At 66.1% G+C, this 17815-nt stretch carries 16 protein-coding genes; 9 read left to right on the forward strand and 7 right to left on the reverse strand.

Annotated features, from left to right (window positions below):
- Positions 1-78 precede the first annotated feature (78 nt).
- From pmtA to EJ069_RS24165, 8 genes are all read left to right on the forward strand, one after another.
- Entirely contained in the window at positions 79-684 is a 606-nt protein-coding gene (pmtA, locus tag EJ069_RS24130; protein WP_126063438.1) for a phospholipid N-methyltransferase PmtA, read from the forward strand.
- 236 nt (positions 685-920) lie between these two features.
- On the forward strand, positions 921-1517 hold the full coding sequence (locus EJ069_RS24135) for an NADPH-dependent FMN reductase (protein ID WP_126063439.1): 597 nt from the start codon (positions 921-923) through the stop codon (positions 1515-1517).
- A 23-nt stretch (positions 1518-1540) separates the two neighbouring features.
- Complete coding sequence (gene pyrF / locus EJ069_RS24140) at positions 1541-2224, forward strand: orotidine-5'-phosphate decarboxylase (protein WP_126063440.1); 684 nt, start codon at positions 1541-1543, stop codon at positions 2222-2224.
- A gap of 354 nt (positions 2225-2578) precedes the next feature.
- Positions 2579-4273, forward strand: a complete 1695-nt coding sequence (locus EJ069_RS24145) for a hypothetical protein (protein ID WP_126063441.1) — start codon at positions 2579-2581, stop codon at positions 4271-4273.
- A gap of 120 nt (positions 4274-4393) precedes the next feature.
- On the forward strand, positions 4394-5362 hold the full coding sequence (locus EJ069_RS24150; protein WP_126063442.1) for a catalase: 969 nt from the start codon (positions 4394-4396) through the stop codon (positions 5360-5362).
- Positions 5359-6384, forward strand: coding sequence for an ester cyclase (locus EJ069_RS24155; RefSeq protein WP_126063443.1), 1026 nt, complete (start codon positions 5359-5361; stop codon positions 6382-6384). Before EJ069_RS24150 ends, EJ069_RS24155 begins: the two co-directional genes overlap by 4 nt.
- Positions 6385-6392: 8 nt before the next feature.
- Positions 6393-7721: a peroxidase gene (locus tag EJ069_RS24160; RefSeq protein WP_126063444.1), complete on the forward strand. Its 1329-nt coding sequence runs from the start codon at positions 6393-6395 to the stop codon at positions 7719-7721.
- 269 nt (positions 7722-7990) lie between these two features.
- Positions 7991-8278: a DUF1330 domain-containing protein gene (locus tag EJ069_RS24165; protein ID WP_042647338.1), complete on the forward strand. Its 288-nt coding sequence runs from the start codon at positions 7991-7993 to the stop codon at positions 8276-8278.
- A gap of 255 nt (positions 8279-8533) precedes the next feature.
- On the opposite strand, the gene EJ069_RS24170 is transcribed toward EJ069_RS24165, so the two are convergent.
- From EJ069_RS24170 to EJ069_RS24200, 7 genes are all read right to left on the reverse strand, one after another.
- A complete protein-coding gene (locus tag EJ069_RS24170; protein ID WP_126063445.1) occupies positions 8534-9583 on the reverse strand; it encodes a D-alanine:D-lactate ligase-like protein in 1050 nt (349 codons plus the stop codon).
- A gap of 103 nt (positions 9584-9686) precedes the next feature.
- Complete coding sequence (locus EJ069_RS24175) at positions 9687-10565, reverse strand: SMP-30/gluconolactonase/LRE family protein (protein ID WP_126063446.1); 879 nt, start codon at positions 10563-10565, stop codon at positions 9687-9689.
- Positions 10562-11197 (reverse strand): 2-dehydro-3-deoxy-6-phosphogalactonate aldolase, encoded by a 636-nt coding sequence (locus tag EJ069_RS24180; RefSeq protein ID WP_126063447.1) that lies wholly within the window; start codon positions 11195-11197, stop codon positions 10562-10564. The genes EJ069_RS24175 and EJ069_RS24180 overlap by 4 nt, the downstream gene beginning before the upstream one ends.
- Entirely contained in the window at positions 11197-12129 is a 933-nt protein-coding gene (locus tag EJ069_RS24185; protein ID WP_126063448.1) for a 2-dehydro-3-deoxygalactonokinase, read from the reverse strand. Before EJ069_RS24185 ends, EJ069_RS24180 begins: the two co-directional genes overlap by 1 nt.
- Positions 12126-12893, reverse strand: a complete 768-nt coding sequence (locus tag EJ069_RS24190) for an SDR family oxidoreductase (RefSeq protein WP_126063449.1) — start codon at positions 12891-12893, stop codon at positions 12126-12128. Before EJ069_RS24190 ends, EJ069_RS24185 begins: the two co-directional genes overlap by 4 nt.
- 365 nt (positions 12894-13258) lie before the next feature.
- A complete protein-coding gene (locus EJ069_RS24195; RefSeq protein WP_126064864.1) occupies positions 13259-14608 on the reverse strand; it encodes an EAL domain-containing protein in 1350 nt (449 codons plus the stop codon).
- Positions 14609-14873: 265 nt separating this feature from the next.
- Positions 14874-16673, reverse strand: coding sequence for a GtrA family protein (locus EJ069_RS24200; protein ID WP_126063450.1), 1800 nt, complete (start codon positions 16671-16673; stop codon positions 14874-14876).
- Between the two features lie 127 nt (positions 16674-16800).
- On the opposite strand from EJ069_RS24200, the gene EJ069_RS24205 reads away from it, so the two are divergent.
- Positions 16801-17805, forward strand: a complete 1005-nt coding sequence (locus EJ069_RS24205) for a glycosyltransferase (RefSeq protein WP_126063451.1) — start codon at positions 16801-16803, stop codon at positions 17803-17805.
- Positions 17806-17815 lie beyond the last annotated feature (10 nt).

Below are 17815 nucleotides of genomic sequence, written 5' to 3' on the forward strand. Positions count from 1 at the left end.
TGCCAGCTTGACGCCTTGCCTTGTCCCACCCACCTGCTAAGTAGCGGATCGGGGGGGCGAGCATTGAGGAGAGCTCTGATGGCACGTAGTCCCGGATTGCGCAAAGCGCTGGCGGAAAAATTCGACGACGAGCTGAAGTTCTTCAAAGGCTGGATGGACAAGCCGAAAACGGTCGGCTCGATCGTTCCGACCAGTTCCATCACCGCCCGCAAGATGGCCTCGATCGTCAATCCGAGATCTGGCCTGCCCGTGCTTGAAGTGGGGCCCGGCACCGGCGTCATCACCCGCGCCATCCTCGCCCAGGGCGTGAAGCCGGAAAATCTCTACGCCGTCGAGTATTCGACCGACTTCGTGCGCCATCTGCGCGGACTCTATCCCGGCGTCAACGTGATCGAGGGCGACGCCTTCAATCTCGATGCCACGCTCGGCGACAAGCGCGACATGGTGTTCGATTCGGTCGTCTCCGGCGTGCCGCTGCTCAATTTCCCGGTCGCCCAGCGCATCGCCTATATCGAAAGCCTGCTCGACCGCATTCCCGCCGGACGGCCGATCGTGCAGCTGACCTACGGCCCGCTGTCGCCGATCCCGGCCGGGCGCGGCGACTACACGGTCGAGCATTTCGATTTCATCTTCCGCAACATCCCGCCGACGCAGCTGTGGATTTATCGGCGGCCGTCGCACTAGGGTGCGCCGATATTCAGGTGAGGCCGGCCTGCAAATGGCGGCTTCCTGCGCTTCCGGTGCTCACGTACTTTAAGTACGCTCCGCTCCGGTTCTCGGAAGCCACCATTTTCGACTGGCCTGACCTGAATCTCGGCACACCCGGCAGGCGCAGATCGCCGAATTCGGTTTTGATTTCTGCCACCACTCGTTGATTTGCGCTCCCCTTGGCTGTACCTGTCCCCGAACAAGGGTGGCCCATGGCAGTGATCCCACGAATCCTCGTCTTCGCCGGCTCGGTCCGGACCGGCGCCTATAGCGGCCGGACCGCCGACGTGGCGCAGAAGGAACTGGCCATCCAGGGCGCGGAGGTGACGCGAATCTCGCTCGGCGACTATCCGCTGCCGATCATGGACGAGGATCTGGAAAAGGAACGAGGCATCCCCGAGAACGCGCTCAGGCTCGGCCGTCAGATCGCCGCGCATGATGGGCTTTTGATCGCGACGCCCGAATATAACGGCTCGATCCCGCCATTGCTCAAGAACGCGATCGACTGGGTGAGCCGGATACGGCGAGAGGGCAGCCGCACCTTCAGGCCCCTGGCCGGCAAGCCGGTCGCCCTCTGCTCGTCCTCCGAGGGCAAGTTCGCCGGCATACGCTGCATCAACCACCTGCGCGCGGTGCTGGTGCGCTGCCAGATGGAGGTGATCACGCCGGAATGCTCGGTCTCCGAGGCCGACGAAGCTTTCGCCGAGGACGGACAGTTCAGGGACGCCAGACTACACCAATCGATGGAGCGCCTATGCCGTACACTGATGGAAACCTCGCGCATGCGGTCGACCCGGATCGAGGCGTGATCAATTTCGCGGAGGCGAACACGATGCGGGACCGTTTGATCGTCGGGCTCGACCTGCCGACGCTGAAGGAGGCCGAGAAGGCGGTGCGCGAGCTCGAAGGCGCCGTTTCCTTCTACAAGATCGGCTACCAGCTGGCCTTTGCCGGCGGGCTGGACTTCGCGCGGGAGCTCGCCAGCGGCGGCACCAAAGTGTTCCTCGACATGAAGCTGCTCGACATCGACAACACGGTGGCCAAGGGCGTCGAGAACATCGTCAAGATGGGCATGACGATGCTGACGCTGCACGCCTATCCCAAAACCATGAGAGCGGCGGTCGAGGCGGCCAAGGGCAGCAATCTGTGCCTGCTCGGGGTGACAGTGCTGACCTCGATGGACGAGCAGGACATGATCGACGCCGGCTATGAATACGACCCGCACACGCTGGTGCTCCGGCGCTCCGAACAGGCGCTGCATGCCGGCATGGGCGGCATCGTCTGCTCGGCGGAAGAGGCTGAAGCGGTGCGCCGCATCGTCGGCCCCGACCTGGCGGTGGTGACGCCGGGCATCCGCCCCTCGGGCAGCGACCATGGCGACCAGAAGCGCGTGGTGACGCCCGCGCAGGCGATCCGCAACGGCTCCAGCCATCTCGTCGTCGGCCGGCCGATCGTCAAGGCGCCGGACCGCCGCGCCGCGGCCGAGGCGATCCTCGCTGAGATGCAGTCGGCATAGAAAGTCCCGGGACGCGGCTGCCGAGAATCGCGCCGCCAGGCGGCCGCGACCGCTGTGCCGGTCGCGCGTTTTCCACTGTAACTTCGATGAGTTGCTGTTAGTTTTGCCCTCTAAAGCGCGGCGCGATCTTTCAGATTCGCTCCATGCGCCTTAGGTTTTTGATTTTACGCATGTCTTTATCCCGAAACCGGTTCCCGCTTTCGGGAGACATGCTGTAACAGTTTTGCCGAGGGGTTCGAATTGGGTCAGCCGAAACGACCTTCGCCAGCCATGATCCGGGCCCAGCTCGCGCGACTTCGGCGCAGCCGCACCTTTGCGGATTCAGAGCGCCTGCTCGAATTCCTTGGTTTTGTCGTGACCGAGACCCTCAAGGGTGGCGGCGGCACGCTCAAGGAAGTCCAGATCGGCAACAATGTCTATGGTCGCGAGCCGCCCTATGACCCGCGCATCGACTCCACGGTGCGGGTGGAGGCCCGGCGTCTGCGCGCCAAGCTCAAGGAATACTACGCCGGCGAGGGGCAGATGGACCCGGTCAGGATCAGCCTTCCGACCGGCGGCTATGTGCCGGAGTTCACCTTGCAACCGGATCCCGCAGAGGCGCGGGAGCCACATCCTTCCGACGCCGAAGGCATTTTCCGCGAAGGTATGGGCGCTGCCATTGCGATCATGCCTTTCCGTTCGCTGTCGGCGGAGGCGGAGGATGAAAGCTTTGCCGACGGGCTGACCGACGAGCTGATCTTCAGGCTGCAGCTGGCGCAGGGACTGCGGGTGGTTTCGCGCAGCATCACGTTTCAGTTCAAGGACCAAGCCTATTCGCTTGCAGGCGCCGCGCGCGAGCTCGGCGTCGACGCCATCGTCCAGGGCACGGTGCGCCGGGAGGACGACATGCTCCGCGTCACGATCGAGGTGGCCGATCCGCAAGGCTTCGTCATATGGACGGATCGGTTCGACGCGCCGGCGCGCGAACGGCTGCGGCTGCAGGAACGCATCGCTATCACGGCGCTCAGCCGCGTTCGTTTCGACAGCTCGGCGATTCGCTCCTCGAAGATCGGACCGCGCCCATCCGCCTTAAAGGCGCTTGGCGCCGTCTATCGCGGCCGGCAACTGCTCGATGAGCAGACGCCCGGTTCCATCCGCGCCGCGTTGCAGGTTTTCGAGTTCGTCGCCGCGAACGCTCCCGACTATGCGCGCGGTCATTCCGGCATCGCCGACTGCCATTGCGACCTCTATCGCCTGGGGCTTGTCGACCACGATACGGCCTTGCGGGAAGCCAGCGCCGCGGTGCGGGCCGCTCTTGCCGTCGACCCCGGATCGGTCGAGGCGCACACCGCGCGGGCCACGATCGCGGCCTGGCTCGAGTGGAACCGCGCGGCGGCGGACGAAGGCTTCCGCAAGGCGGTTGAGCTTGGCGAGAATGCGCGCGCGTCACGTCTCCATGGCGTCCTTTTGACCATCATGGCGCGCCACGAGGAAGCGGAGCGGCTGTTCCGCGAGGCCCGGGCAATCGAGCCTTTTTCCATCCAGCAGGACATCGCCGAAGCCATCAGCCGTTATCAGGCGCGCGACTTCGGTTCCCTGCGTGCGGCGTCGGCTGGCGCAGCGGGCCGGAGCGCTCCCGCCGAAGTCCTGGTCTATCGCGCGCTGGCGCATGTCTTCGACGGCGATGCCGAAGCCGTTCGCTCGCAGCTGGCCGAGATCGAGCATGTCACCGACAAATTCCCGGACCTGATGCTGGCGGCGGCGGAACTGCAGGCTTTGCTGGGTGCTCCTGAACGAGGCATGCGCGTCCTCGACGGCGCGCTTGGCGCCTCGACGCATTTCGCGCGCGCCATGCTTGCGGCGGCGCTCGGGCGGGATCAGCTCTGCCTCGACATGCTGGAGAAGGCGATGGACCGGCGCGAGCTTTCGACGGTCTGGATACGAACCGACGCACGGCTCGACCGGCTTCGCCACATGCCGCGTTTCTCGGCCTTGATGGAACGGCTCAACGCCTTCGTGCCCGCTGGCACGACCGGCCTTGCGGACCCGTTGGCGATCGTCCAGCCCTAGACCCTCAACGTCAGCTAACAGTTAGCCCGCCCGCGCCTAACTTCACGGGCAAGGGCGCAGCCCCATAGGCTCACCTCCATTCGTGCTGTCCGCCAGCGGACAAGAGACGGGAGCAGGTGCATGCCGCAAAACAGCCAGTATCGCAAAGCCGAGGACATCGTCGCCAAGATCAAGTGCATCCTCGGTGACTTCCCGGGCTATCGCGCCCTGCATGCCGACGGCAGGCTCTACAAGGGCACCTTCTGCGCCAACGAGGCGGCCCGCCGCTACACACGGGCCGTTCATCTGCAGGGCGCGGAAATGCCCGTCACCGTCCGTTTCTCGAAGGGCGGCGGCGACCCTTACGCCCATTTCGGCTCGACGGTCGGCATGGCCACGCGCTTCTATCTCGACGACGGGCGCGTCACCAACCTCATCATGCTCAGCCAGAAGCTGTTCATCGCCAATTCCATCGACCAGTTCGTCGGACTTCTCGATGCCGGCCTGCCGGCCGAACCTGGCGGCCCTCCCAACCTTGCCGGTCTTAAGACCTTCCTGGCGGCGAATCCCAATTCGGCGCGGGTGTTCCAGATGCGCGCCGAAAGCCCGGCTCCGGTCAGCTTCGCGCACACGGAGTTCAATTCGGTGCACTGCTTTCGCTGGATCAGCGCCGAACATGTCGAGACGCTGGCCCGCTGCCACTGGGTGCCGGTGGCCGGCATCAAGGGGCAGCCGCCGGCTGACCTGAAGGAGGAGAATGTCGACATCCTCTACGTCGAGCTGGAGGAGAGGCTGGCGCGCGAGCCGGTGCCTTTCGACCTGGTTCTGGAGCTGGCCGAACCCGGCGATCCCGTCGACGACGCCACCGCCTTGTGGCCCGAGGACCGCCGCCGCGTGGTTATCGGCCGCATGACGCTGACAGCTCCGGCATCGGAAAAGGACACAGGCGATCCGGTCATGAACCACGACCCCACGGTGCTGACCGACGGCATCGAGCCGACCGACGATCCCATTCTGCAGATCAGGCGCGGCGTCTACGAGGTTTCGGCGGCGAGTCGTTCGGGCGGCTGGCGCAGCGGCTGTCCGTTCGGCGGCGAGGAAAAGCGATGATGGCGATGCGCGGCACGCTCGAGCGGATGCGCGCGATCGACACTGCCTGGAACGCGCGTGACTGGGCGACTTATGGCGACCTGCTGTCCGAGGGGCTGACCGCCTATGCAGGCGGCGAAGCCGAGCCGCACGGCAAGCAGGCCCATATCGAGAAGGCACGGAAGTTCTGCGCGATCGCGGCCGACGCCCATGTCTGGATCGAGCCTTATCTCGATCTCTTTGCCAGCCACGACGGCTCGAAGAGCTGCTCGGTCGCCCGCATCACCGGAACGGTGGACGGCGCGCCGAAGACGCTTCCCGGCATCGCGCTGCCCCCCGGCCGGCGCGCCTTCGACGTGACCCTCGCGGTCGTCTGCCGCTGGCAGGCCGGCCGTATCGTCGAGCAGCGGCAGCTCCTGGATACGGCACTGATGCTGCGGCAACTGCAGGCGGATCCCCATAGCCCGCAGCGCCCGCCGGCCGGTCCGGCCGACGCCATTGCCAGCTTTCAACACAAGGAGACGATCATGACCGACATACTGCCCCTGGAAGAGCGCCTGGCGATGGCGCAGACCATGACGGATCAGCCCGACGGCCCCGGCAAGCGGATCGGCAAGCGCGGCGAGCTGACAATGATCGGCAACGTGGTGCCGGGCGGCGCCGAGCTGTTCCGCAAGCGGCTGCCGCAATTCCAAGCCGAGGCCGCCTATTGGGAAGGCCGGGTGGGCACGGTCCAGAGCCTTCGCATCCTGCTGTTCGACAACGACACGCGCTTCGTGCTCTCGCTTCTCTATGACGGCGACTTCAAGCCTTATCTCGTCGACATCGCCACCCAGGCGGCTCCCTGGCTCGACGCCCTGGCGAACGGGGTGCTGGAAGGTTATCCCGGCATAACCAGCCCCAAGGCAGGCGAATGGGTCATCAGCCTGCTTCACCCGACCGAGTTCTTCTATACGGCGCATCCCGACGTCTCGGTCCGCGACCTGACCAGGATGAAGAAGCTCTCCGCCGCCGTCAGCGACCTGCTCGACGCCGCCGGCTGATTGCCATCATGCCCGTTCAGCTCGAACTCGACGACATCCAGGGCACGGTGCTGCGCAACCGCCCCATGCCCTATTTCGGCGCCTACCTCCTGTTCCGCATCGACGACGCGGAGCAGGCGCGGATACTGCTGCGCCGGCTGTTGCCCTATGTGACATCGGCGGCGGACTGGGACAGGCCGGTCGAGGATGCCTGGATCAACGTGGTCTTCACCTTCGAAGGGCTCCGGCGTCTTCGGCTGAGCGAGGCTATCCTGCCGGAGTTCCCGGTGGAATTCCGCCAGGGGATGGCGGCGCGCAAGGTGTTCCTCGGCGATGTCGGCGCGAGCGACCCCGAGCACTGGGACATGCCGCATGGCGCAAACGGCTTCCATGTCGGGCTTCTGGTGATGGCCGCCAGCGATGAGCTGCGGCAACAAAAGCTCGCCGTCGGGCATGAAGCGCTGGCAGGGCTCGCGGGCGTCAAGCTGGTCGGGCGCGTCGATGTCGGGGTGCCGCCCAATTTGCGCGAGCATTTCGGCTTCGCCGACGGCATCAGCCGGCCCTATATCGAAGGCCAGGGCGGCGCGCCGCTGCCCGGCCAGGGCGAACCGGCCAAGGCGGGCGAGTTCGTGCTGGGTTACGTCAACGAGCTTGGCGTGGTCGCGACCGGTCCTGGTCCGGAAGCGCTGTGGCGCAATGCAACCTATCTGGCGATCCGCAAGATCCACCAGGACGTCGCCGCATTCCGCAAATATCTGCGCGACAATGCCGACAGCCCCGCGGGGCAGGAGTTCGTCGCCGCCAAGATGATGGGACGCTGGCGCAGCGGGTGCCCCCTCGCGCTGGCGCCGGAAGCCGACGATCCGGAACTCGGCCGCGACAGCCGGCGCAACAACGACTTCGCCTATCATGACGAGGATCCGGATGGCCGCAGGACCCCGGTCGGCAGCCACATCAGACGGGTCAACCCGCGTGACGCGCTGAAGGCGTCGCTGACCGACGCCCGCCTGCACCGGCTTTTGCGGCGCGGCTCATCCTATGGGCCGATGCTGCCCGAAGGCGTGCTCGAGGATGACGGTCAGGACCGGGGCATCATACTGGCGCTTGTCAACGCCAATCCCGGCCGACAGTTCGAATTCGTCCAGTCGCAATGGATCAATGACGGCGATTTCGTCTCCGAGGGTTCGCGCAGCGACCCGATCGCCGGCCGCCGCGACCACTCGGACGACTACGCCTTTCCAGCGAGGCCCGTGCGGCGGCGCTTGACCGGCCTGCTCGACTTCGCCGTCACGCGCGGCGGTGAGCATGTGTTCCTGCCGGGCATCGGCGGCCTGCGTTGGCTTGCCGGTCGAGGGTGATATCCAAACATCGGCAAGCCGATGTAAATATCGAAGGCGGGCTTCAACGGCATCCGGGCCGGTGACCGGCAAAAGGGCGCAGCGGGCTCGTCATCTCCGTCGGCTGGAGCGTTGCTCATATCATAGGCCAGCGTCCGGCCAGCGCTTGCTTTCCCTGGGTTCGGGTTGTGTGTTAAGGCGCGCCGCTCAACCAAGCCACAATGCCGCGGCATTGTGGCCGGCGGTCGGCAATGACCGAGCGCTCGCCCGAACATAAACAGGAGAAACGCATGCCCAAGGGATATTGGATCGCTCGCGTCGATGTGCGCGACGCCGAGGGATACAAGGATTATGTCGCCGCCGCGAAGCTCGCCTTCGATCGCTTCGGCGCGAAGTTCCTGGCGCGCGGCGGCGAGCACGAAAAGGCCGAAGGGCCGGGGCGCGCCCGCAACGTCATCATCGAGTTCGACTCGCTGGCCGTGGCGCATGACTGCTACCACTCGCCGGAATACCAGCGCGCCGCCGCTATCCGCCAGAAAGTGGCCGATGGCGAGATCGTGCTGGTGGAGGGCGTTTAGTTCGTCTGCGCGGGCGTAGGTTGGAGATCGGCCGCCCATTACTTCGTCATCCACGGGCGGAGCAAGGAGCGAAGCGACGCGCGCAGACCCGAGGATCCATTCCGTGACTTCAACGCGCCGCCATGGTCCGGAATTCTGCTCCGCTGCACTCTACGGCCGAGGTAACGGCATGGATTCCAGGGTCTGCGCGCGTCGCTTCGCTCCTTGCTCCGCCCTGGAATGACGAAGCTCTTAGGTCTCAGCCAATGATGAGTGTCACGACCGCAACCGGCTCGCCGCTGTCTGCGCCATCGCGTCGGCCAGGTTCATGCCCCACTCCCTGCGACAATAGTCGCGGAAATCGAAGCAGGGCAGGCCGGGGCAGACCTCGAACTCGATGAGATGGACGGCGTCGTCGGCCTCGACCCTGAAGTCGACGGAAAAGACATCTTTCAGGCCGAGACCGCTTATCAGTTTTTGCGCGATGGCGCGGATTTTTCGATCCGCCTCCGGCTGGCTGGCGCCGACAGCCTCCAGCTCCGGCTCGACATAGGTGCCCGCATCCTTCGCGGCCTGGCCGGTCTCGCCATAGAGCGCCATCGAGTCGGCCATGGTCTGGAAATCGCCGCCGGAATCGACGAAGAAGATGCCCAAAGCCTCAACGCCGGTTTCGGGCTTCAATCCAAGGAAGCTGGCGCGCACGTTGCGGCCGGCGACATAGGGCTGGACGACGACGTCGTCGCGGTAATGGGAAAAGACGCGCCGGCTAAGCTCCAGCGCATGGCCGAGATCGGCGATGCGCGAATCCGGCCAGATGCCGATCTTGGCGCCGAGGCGGTTCGGCTTGACGAACCAGCCCTTGGGCGAGGCCGGCGGCTCGAGCAGCCATTCACCGTTGCGTGCCAGGCCGGCTTGCGGCATTGGCAGACCGAGCGCGCCAAGCACGGCGCCGCAGCGGAACTTGTCCTGGCAGAGCGCGAACAGCGAATCGTCGGCGCCGATGGTGCGCAGCCCGTTCAGCCGCGCCAGCGCCGGCGAAGCGCCGCCACGGAAATAGGCAATGCCGTCGGTCAGCGTCCAGACCAGCGTTGTCGGATCGGCCTTTGCCAGAACCGGCGCCGCGTCGTCGAGCTCGACAGGCTTGAAAGCGAGACCGCGCTTCTCGCAGGCGGCGGCGAGCAGGTCGAATTCGGGCGCAAGGTCGGTCGACTGCGCCAGATAGGACGAAATTTCCAGGGCACGATCCGCCGGATAGCCGTCGGCGGACAGGCGGGCGAGACAGGCCTTTTCCGGCTCGTAGACGAGGATGAGGGTCGGCTGCAGCATCGAATGCTCCGGGCGAAATCAGGCGCTACCATCGCATGGCCGCAGCGGCCGGCTTGCGGGAAACCGACCGGCCTACGGCGATTGCCTGATAGTGTCGACCGCCTTATGCGATCAGCACGCGCGGTTCGAAGCGGCCGTTCACCGGGATATCGAGCAGGAAGGTCATGCCGGCTTGCGGGTCGAGAGCGCGCTGTTTCTCGTCCTTGCCGCTCCAGGCCGAGGTCACGGCGAGGCGATCGGCTTTCGCGCCGACAAAGGCGGGACAGGAAGCCTGCGTCACCGGCATGGCGATCTCGCGCAGCAGCGTGCCGTCCGGCGCATAGGCCTTCACCGCGCTGCCGCCCCAGACGGCGTTCCACAGAACGCCGTCGCGGTCGACGACCGAGCCGTCGATATAGCCTTTCGAGGAGCGATGATCGACGAACACCTTCACTTCGCCGGCCGGCAGGCCGGTCACCGGATCGCAGGCGACGCGCATCAGCAGCCCGGTCGCGGTGTCGGTGTAGTAGGCGATCGTGCCGTCCTGTGAAAAACAGATCGAGTTCGAGACGGTGATGCCGGAAAACAGCCGGCGCAATTCGCCCTTGAAGAACCAGTAGATCGAGCCCGCGCCCTTCTCCTCGCCCTTGCCCATCGTACCTGTCCACAGCGCGCCGCAGGGATGGACGCGGGAATCGTTGGATCGCGTCACCGGATTGTCGGCCTCGATCGGCGTGTGCAGCGTCAGCCTGCCGGTTTTCACGTCCCGGACCTGCAGGCCGATCTCGGTGGCGATGAGCTGGCGGTCGGCGTCGATGACGGCGATGGCGCTGGCCATGACGCCGAGGTCATGCACCTTCAGCGCGCCGGCGAGCGGCTTTTCCAGAAGCTTGCCGTTGACGATGTCGAACCAGAACAGCGTGTCGGTCGCGGGATCGTAGCTCGGGCCTTCGCCGAGCTCGCAGATGTGGTCGGAAAAAACCGAAATGCCGTCCATTGTCATCCTCCGAAAGCTTCATCCCAGGCGGCGACCGCGGCGCTGGCGCGCCGCGCCACGTCCTCGACCGTCGCGCCCGGCTTGTAGAGGCTGGATCCAAGACCGAAGACGCTGACGCCGACCGCCTTGTAGCCGGCAAAGTCCTTGTCGGAGACGCCGCCGACCGCGCCGATCAGCGTCGCTGCCGGCAGCACGGCGCGGATCGCCGCGATGCCGCTCGCTCCAAGCACGCCTGCCGGGAAGAATTTCAGCGCTGAGGCGCCGAGCCGGATCGCCTGGAAGGCTTCCGTGGGCGTGAACACGCCAGGCATTGTCACCATGCCATGATGCATGGCGCGGCCCATGACCTCGGCATCGATGTTGGGACTGACGAGCAGGCGACCGCCGGCCTTGTGCAAGGCGTCGACGTCCGCCGCCGTCAGCACAGTGCCGGCGCCGATCAGCGCGCTTTGCGGCAGCGCCTTGACCAGATCGGCGATGGAGACGAACGGGTCCGGCGAATTGAGCGGCACTTCGATCGCCTCGATGCCAGCGTCGTGGATCGCCTTGCCGATCGCCACCGCCTCGGACGGCTTCAAGCCGCGCAGGATGGCGACAAGGCCGCGCCTGAGCTTCGGGAAAGATGCGGTCTGGCCCATCAAGCGCCTCCAATCATGCCGTTCTCGCGCGCGGCCTCGACAAGGCCGGCGCGCACCGCTTCATCGGCGTCGACGGTGCGGAAGGCAAGGCCGGCAAAGCCGAGCGCCGTGCCATAAAGCGTGGCTAGCGCGCCCGAGGCGACCAGCACCACCAGCTCTTCGCCGGCGCCATAGCGGCGCCTCGCCGAGGCGATCTCGCCGCCGATCAAAAGCCCGGACAGGCATGCCGCCGCGTCGGCGGGCTGCAGATCCTGCAGAAGCCCGGCCGCGCGGATGGCGAACAGTTTCGAGGTGACATCGCCGCCCTCGCCCAGGACCCGCTCGCACCATTGCCGGAAGAACGGACTGTCCGCGGCGACGGGAGCAGGATGCTCGCCGAGCGAATGTTTCAGGATCGAGTGCGCGGCCAACACGGAAAACAATTCGCCGGTCGGCCAGGTGCCGAAGCCCGTGACCGCACCGTCCTCGACCGAAACCCATTTCGAATGGGTGCCCGGCATGCAGACGAGATGGCGCCCCTTTGCCGGCAAACCGGCGCCGGCAAGCTGGGTCTCCTCGCCCCGCATGACATCCGGCGCGTTGGCCAGCCGCTGTGCGAGACCAGGCACGATGCGGATGTCGCGGCGCGAGCCCTCGATGCGTGCGGCGCCGCGCAGGATCGCGCCGATCGGCGCCGGCACGGTGACATAAGGCGCCTCGATCCAGCCCTGCCGCGAGCCGGCCATGCCGCAGATGATGACCGGCAGCGCCTCCGGCGCGCCCATGGCTGCCAGATGGCCTTCCAGCACCTTGGCAAAACCTTTTTCGCGAGCGGTGATCAGGCCGTCGTCGCCGCGCCGCTCGGCAAGCACGTTGCCGGTATTGTCGAGCAGCCAGGCCCGCAGCCTGGTCGTGCCCCAGTCGAGCGCGGCAACCGCCGGTGCCGAACTCACAGGAAGCCTCCGTCGACGATCAGCATCTGGGCGGTCAGCATGCGCGAGGCGTCGGATGCTAGGAACAGCACCGTGCCCACCATGTCGTCGGGCTGCATCACGTCCTTGATGCACTGCTTGGCGACATGGGCGGCGAGCCCCGCGTCGGTGACCCAGAGCTCGCGCTGGCGTTCGGTGATGACCCAGCCTGGCGCCACCGCGTTGACGCGGATGCGGTCGGCGCCGAGCTTGCCGGCGAGGCCTTTGGTCAGGCCGAGTATGCCTGCCTTGGCTGCTGTGTAGGCCGGCATATCGGGATGGTTGATCAGATAGGAGGTGGAGGTGAAGTTGATGATCGAGCCGCCGCCCGCGCGTTTCATGCCGGGCGCCACGGCCTGCGCGGTGAAGAAATGCGGCCGCAGGTTGATGGCGAGATTGTTGTCCCAGAACTCGACCGTGACGTCTTCCACGGCGTGGCGATCGTCGAGCGCGGCGTTGTTGACCAAAACGGTGACATCGCCATGCGCTTCGGCCGCCTTGGCCGCGGCGGCGCGCAGCGCCTCGATGTCGCGCAGGTCGGCCTTGAGATAGAGCGGGCGGCGGCCGAGCTCGTTCTCCAGCCGGTCGGCCAGGGCCGTGCTTGGCCTCTCGGCGATGTCGATGAAGGCGACTTTCGCGTTCTGCCGCATGAAACCTTCGGTTAGCGCCGCGCCGATGCCGGAGCCGCCGCCGGTAATCAGCACCGAGGCGCCGTCCAGGTCGGCAAAGCGTGCCGATGGCATCATGATTTCTTCTCCCTTTGGCCGGCGCGCATCCTAGCCACGCCGGGCTGGGGGGCAAGGGTGAAAAGGCGGATTTCCGGCCAAATATCAGACAAATGATCGGCGCCCCGGCAAAGCGGGGACCGCCGGTCTTAGAGGCAGTCGAAAAGCTCCAGAGCGTTTCACCGTTTCAAGGAAGCAGTGAAATGTCTTGGTAGAAGATTTTCTGTTCATTTCGGTGAAACCAGCGCAAACGCTGGAGATTGACCGAAGCCGCCCCAGCCTCGTCATTCTATGGCGAGGCTGGGGCGGCTTCGGTCAATCTCCAAGGCATGCCGCCAGCCAAGGCAACAGAGCCGACCGGTCAAAATCCCCGTGCTGGGACCTTGTCAGATCGCCTTGGCATGCAGCGCGCCGCGATAGGAATCGCGCAGATAGCCGAGCGTGGCGTCGGCATCGGCCGGCTTGCCGAACAGGTAGCCCTGGCCGCCGGCGCAGCCGAACTGGACGAGGCGATCGGCCTGCGCCTCGTCCTCGATGCCTTCGGCGACGACATCCATGCCGAGCCCCTCGCACATGGCCAGGATCGCTCGGATGATGTGCTCCGAGGGCCGGTCGTCGAGAATGGAGGAGACGAAGGCGCGGTCGATCTTGAGCTTGTCGAAATGGAACTCGCGCAGGCGGCCGAGCGAGGACTGGCCGGTGCCGAAGTCGTCGAGCGAGACGCGGATGCCGACGCGGCGCAGGTCCTCGACGATCTTCTCGGCCGAGGCCGGATCGTTCATCAGGCCGGTCTCGGTGATCTCGATCTCCAGGCGGCGCGGATCGAAGCCGGTGCGCTCGAGGATGGCCAAGATGTGCAGGCCGGTGTTCTGATCGACGAGCTGCGAGGGCGACAGGTTGAAGGACAGGAACAGATCCTTCGGCCAGCTGCGCGCCGCTTCCGTCGCCTTGCGCAACACCAGCTGCGACAGCGGGCCGATGATGCCGCGTTCCTCGGCGATCGGGATGAAGACGGATGGCGGCACGACGCCGAGGTCGCGGTCGGTCCAGCGCGCCAGGGTCTCGAAGCCGATGGTGCGGCGGCTGTTCAGGTCGACGATGGGCTGGAAATGCGGCTCGACCTCGCCGGCCGAGACGGCGCGGCGCAGCGCCTGCTCGATGCGAGTGACGCGCTTGGCCGCCTCCTCCATCTCGCGTGTGTAGACGACGACGCGGCCGCGGCCCGAGCGCTTGGCGTGATAAAGCGCGGTCTCGGCCTTGTTGATCAGGATCTCGGTGGTCTCGTCGCCGGAATAGAACAGCGAGCAGCCGACCGAGGCCGAGAGCCTCGCGGTGCGCTCGCCGACGTCATAGGGCGCCGACAGGATCTCGATCAGCATGCGGGACTTCTCGGCCGCCTGCTCCTCGGAGAACACCATGGGGTAGAGATAGGCAAACTCATCGGCGCCGATGCGGCAGACGGTGGAATAGCCGTCCATCGAGGCGCGCAGGCGCATCGCCACCTGGATCAGGATGTCGTCGCCGGCCTTGTGGCCGAACAGGTCGTTGATCGGCTTGAAGCCGTCGAGGTCGAGGATGCCGACGGTGAAGGGCGCGGGATCGTCGGCGCGGTCGCTGATCAGCCGATCGACCTTATCGAAGAAGCGACGATGGTTGCCGAGCCCGGTCAACGAATCCGTGAGGGCCAGATCCGTGTTTTCCCTGCCTGGCTGACCGGTGCCAAACGCCGTTTGCATCATGCCTCTGTTCTTATGTCAGTATTTTCAGTCACACTGGCAGCAAAGCGTTTAGGAAAAGTATCGGAAAATCGATTTTCTCTCGCCGGAGAGTTACAGGAGTCGCCGGCGCTTGTTCAGCTTTGCGCAGCGAAGGCTAGCCCAGCCCGAATATTCGTTTATGCGTAACTTCTAATGTAAATATCGAACAATCTTTTTCAGGTGCGCAGCTGCCGTTCGAGCAAGTGCCGAGGAAAAGCCGTTTCGCACTTTTCGGCGCATTGCGTCAGCCCGCTTGCCTGACGCGATAGATCTCGATCGGGCCGTCCTTGGTTCCGCTGACCGGCTCGAGCCAGTCCGGCACGCTGCCGCGCAGCAGCCCGGCCAGGAAGCCCTGCGGCGCCTTTTGGGTCAGGGTCCGGCTCTCGCCATTGCCGGGGCAGATGGCGACGAGGCCGACACGATGCGCCTCGACGATCCGCCGCGTGTCATCGGCCGAGCCGAGAAAGGCATCCAGCGCCAGGAGATTGCCGGCGACATTGCGATGATAGGGACCAGCGAAGACCTTGTGGCCGCTATAGACGAGGATCGGCGCGCCGAGATTGGAGATCGCAAGCACGGTGGTGCCGGTCATGCCGCCAAGCGGGGCGAAGGTCGCCTTCTTCTCGCAGGCCTTGTCCGTCGTGCCACGGTCGGCGACAGCCGGGCCTTTTTCGAACGCTACCGAGGCGGCGGCGGCAACGCCGGTCCAGACAGGGTTGATCGAGACCAGCCAGACGGCCGCGAGGCGCAGCGCCACGCCGGGCGAAGAGCCCGCTTCGGCCCGCGCCCGCCATTTGGCGATCCAGGCTGACAGCGGAATGACCGCGAAGGCGATCGAGAAGGTGGTGCCACGCAGTTGCCAGGCGCCGACCACGAAGGAGACGGCAAGCAGCGCCGCGACGAGGCTGTCCTGCCGCCGCCAGCCGCCACGGCGGAAGCGCAATGCCATCAGAATGATCGCGACCAGCGGCGTCGCATAACGCGCCGCCACGCGCGCCGGATCATGGACGAGCAGCGTGAACAGCGACTGGGCCTCGTCGATATGGTCGAGCCACAGTTCCTTGAGGCGCGGGTCGAGATTGGCATAGGGCGCCGAGAGGCATTGCGGGAACAGCGCCGCCACGACCGCGCCGAGGACGACGCCCAGCGCGGCAAGCAACGCCAGCCTGCGCTGCCGGCTGCCGGCGGCGGGCTCGACCAAGGCGATCGCCGCCAGCCCGACGCCGGCGATTGCGGCGACGACGAACTGCGCGACGGAGAAGGCATCGCACTCAGCCACGCCCCAGGCGGAGGGCGGGATGGTGGCGACGAAGACAAGCGCCGCGACGCCGGCGAAGCCGAGGCCAAAATCGCGGGCGATTGTCCGCTCGCCGCTCCGATCGGCGACGAACAGCCGCGACACGCAGACGCCGATGGTGGCGACATAGGGCACGGTTTCCATGCCGACGGCGAGCGTCAGCGCCGCGCAGAGGCCGGACAACAGCGCGGCCCAGCGCCGGGCAGGCGCCTCGAGCAGCAAAGCCAGGCTCGCCATGGTGAGCATCAGCTGGACGTTATGGTGATCGAGCGCGCCGGGGTCGTAGATGCCGAGGAAATAGTAGCCGGCGCCGCCGACCAGGATGGCGGGCAGCACCGCGCCGGCGCCGCCGAAGCCGCGTGCGGCGCGAGCGGTGAAGAACAGGGTCGACCAGAAGAGCAGCGCCGGCCACAGCACCTGCGCCACGTCCTCGGCAAGCGGCCTGCTGCCGGTGAGCGCCGAGGCGGCAAGCACGATCGCGGCGATCGGCGCATCCACCAGCCTGGACCAGTGCATGACGAAGCCGCCTTCCAGCCCCATGCGATACTGGTGCAGGTCGAACCAGCCCTGACCGGCAAGCAAGTCGCGGACCTCTACGAGGCGCAGCAGATTGTCGTTGTCGCCGCCCGCATCGGTCAGTTGGCCAAAGCCGGTCCACGCGTCGACGGCGAGCGCGAGCAAGGCGGCAAGCAGCGCCAGCAAGAGGTCGGATTTCCACGCGGCGGCGCCGTTCTCGGCTGTGCCCATTGCCGTGACCTTTGACGGGAGAGGATTTGGTTTAAACCTAGCCTTAACGGCTTCAATAAATAGTAAAACGGCTCGACGGGACCGGCATCAGGCCGGCCGGAGGCTGGTCGGGCGTCCGGAGACAGACATGCCGCATGCAGTCCGCCACGAGCCGGTCATCGCCGTGCTCCTGCCTTGCTACAATGAGGAGCTCACCATCGGCGAGGTCGTGCGGCGCTTCCGCGAGACCCTGCCGTCGGCCGCGATCTATGTCTACGACAACAATTCCAAGGACCTCACGGCGCTGAAGGCCCGCGCCGCCGGCGCGATCGTCGTGCGCGAGCCGCGCCAGGGCAAGGGCAATGTGGTGCGGCGCATGTTCGCCGACATCGATGCCGACATCTATGTGATGGCCGACGGCGACGGCACCTATGCGCCGGAGGACGCGCCGCAGCTCATCAACGTGCTGCAGACCGAGCGCTCGGACATGGTGGTGGGCACCAGGCGCGGCGTGACCGACGATGCCGGCCGCAACGGCCACGCCTTCGGCAACCGCATCTTCAACCGGCTCTACAAGGGCCTGTTCGGGACCGATTTCACCGACATCTTCTCCGGCTACCGGGTGTTTTCGCGCCGCTTCGTCAAGAGCTTCCCGGCCGTCTCCGGCGGCTTCGAGATCGAGACCGAGATGTCGGTGCATGCCTCGCAGCTCAAGCTGCCGGTGAGCGAGATGGCGCTCGACTACGGCCGCCGCCCGGAGGGCTCCTCGTCGAAACTGTCGACCTTCCGCGACGGCGCCAGGATCCTGTGGATGTTCGCCATGCTGGTGAAGGAGACGCAGCCGCTGCGCTTCTTCGGCACCTTCGCGCTGTTCTTCCTGGCGGCGAGCCTCGGCCTGATGATCCCGGTGGTCATCGAATTCGCCGAGACGGGGCTGGTGCCGCGGATGCCGACCTGGGTGCTGTCGATCGGCATGCTGCTTCTGGCCATGCTCTCGATGATGACCGGGCTGATCCTCGATTCGGTGTCGCGCGGCAGGGCCGAGCAGAAGCGCATCTTCTATCTGTCGATCTCCTCCGGCCGTGCAGAACGCGGGACGCCGGCGCAGGCATTGCCCAAGGGCGAAGCTGGCAAGGCTTCGCGGGCAGCCTAGTGGGCGGCAT

Source organism: Mesorhizobium sp. M2A.F.Ca.ET.043.05.1.1, assembly GCF_003952445.1.
In the GTDB taxonomy this organism is placed as follows: Bacteria; Pseudomonadota; Alphaproteobacteria; order Rhizobiales; family Rhizobiaceae; genus Mesorhizobium.

Coding starts and splice junctions, on each gene's coding strand:
- EJ069_RS24150 (WP_126063442.1), top strand. CDS start 4,394: ATGCCGCAAAACAGCCAGTATCGCAAAGCCGAGGACATCGTCGCCAAG.
- EJ069_RS24155 (WP_126063443.1), top strand. CDS start 5,359: ATGATGGCGATGCGCGGCACGCTCGAGCGGATGCGCGCGATCGACACT.
- EJ069_RS24170 (WP_126063445.1), bottom strand. CDS start 9,583: ATGCTGCAGCCGACCCTCATCCTCGTCTACGAGCCGGAAAAGGCCTGT.
- EJ069_RS24175 (WP_126063446.1), bottom strand. CDS start 10,565: ATGACAATGGACGGCATTTCGGTTTTTTCCGACCACATCTGCGAGCTC.
- EJ069_RS24195 (WP_126064864.1), bottom strand. CDS start 14,608: ATGCAAACGGCGTTTGGCACCGGTCAGCCAGGCAGGGAAAACACGGAT.
- EJ069_RS24160 (WP_126063444.1), top strand. CDS start 6,393: ATGCCCGTTCAGCTCGAACTCGACGACATCCAGGGCACGGTGCTGCGC.
- EJ069_RS24135 (WP_126063439.1), top strand. CDS start 921: ATGGCAGTGATCCCACGAATCCTCGTCTTCGCCGGCTCGGTCCGGACC.
- EJ069_RS24180 (WP_126063447.1), bottom strand. CDS start 11,197: ATGGGCCAGACCGCATCTTTCCCGAAGCTCAGGCGCGGCCTTGTCGCC.
- EJ069_RS24200 (WP_126063450.1), bottom strand. CDS start 16,673: ATGGGCACAGCCGAGAACGGCGCCGCCGCGTGGAAATCCGACCTCTTG.
- EJ069_RS24165 (WP_042647338.1), top strand. CDS start 7,991: ATGCCCAAGGGATATTGGATCGCTCGCGTCGATGTGCGCGACGCCGAG.
- EJ069_RS24190 (WP_126063449.1), bottom strand. CDS start 12,893: ATGATGCCATCGGCACGCTTTGCCGACCTGGACGGCGCCTCGGTGCTG.
- pmtA (WP_126063438.1), top strand. CDS start 79: ATGGCACGTAGTCCCGGATTGCGCAAAGCGCTGGCGGAAAAATTCGAC.
- EJ069_RS24205 (WP_126063451.1), top strand. CDS start 16,801: ATGCCGCATGCAGTCCGCCACGAGCCGGTCATCGCCGTGCTCCTGCCT.
- pyrF (WP_126063440.1), top strand. CDS start 1,541: ATGCGGGACCGTTTGATCGTCGGGCTCGACCTGCCGACGCTGAAGGAG.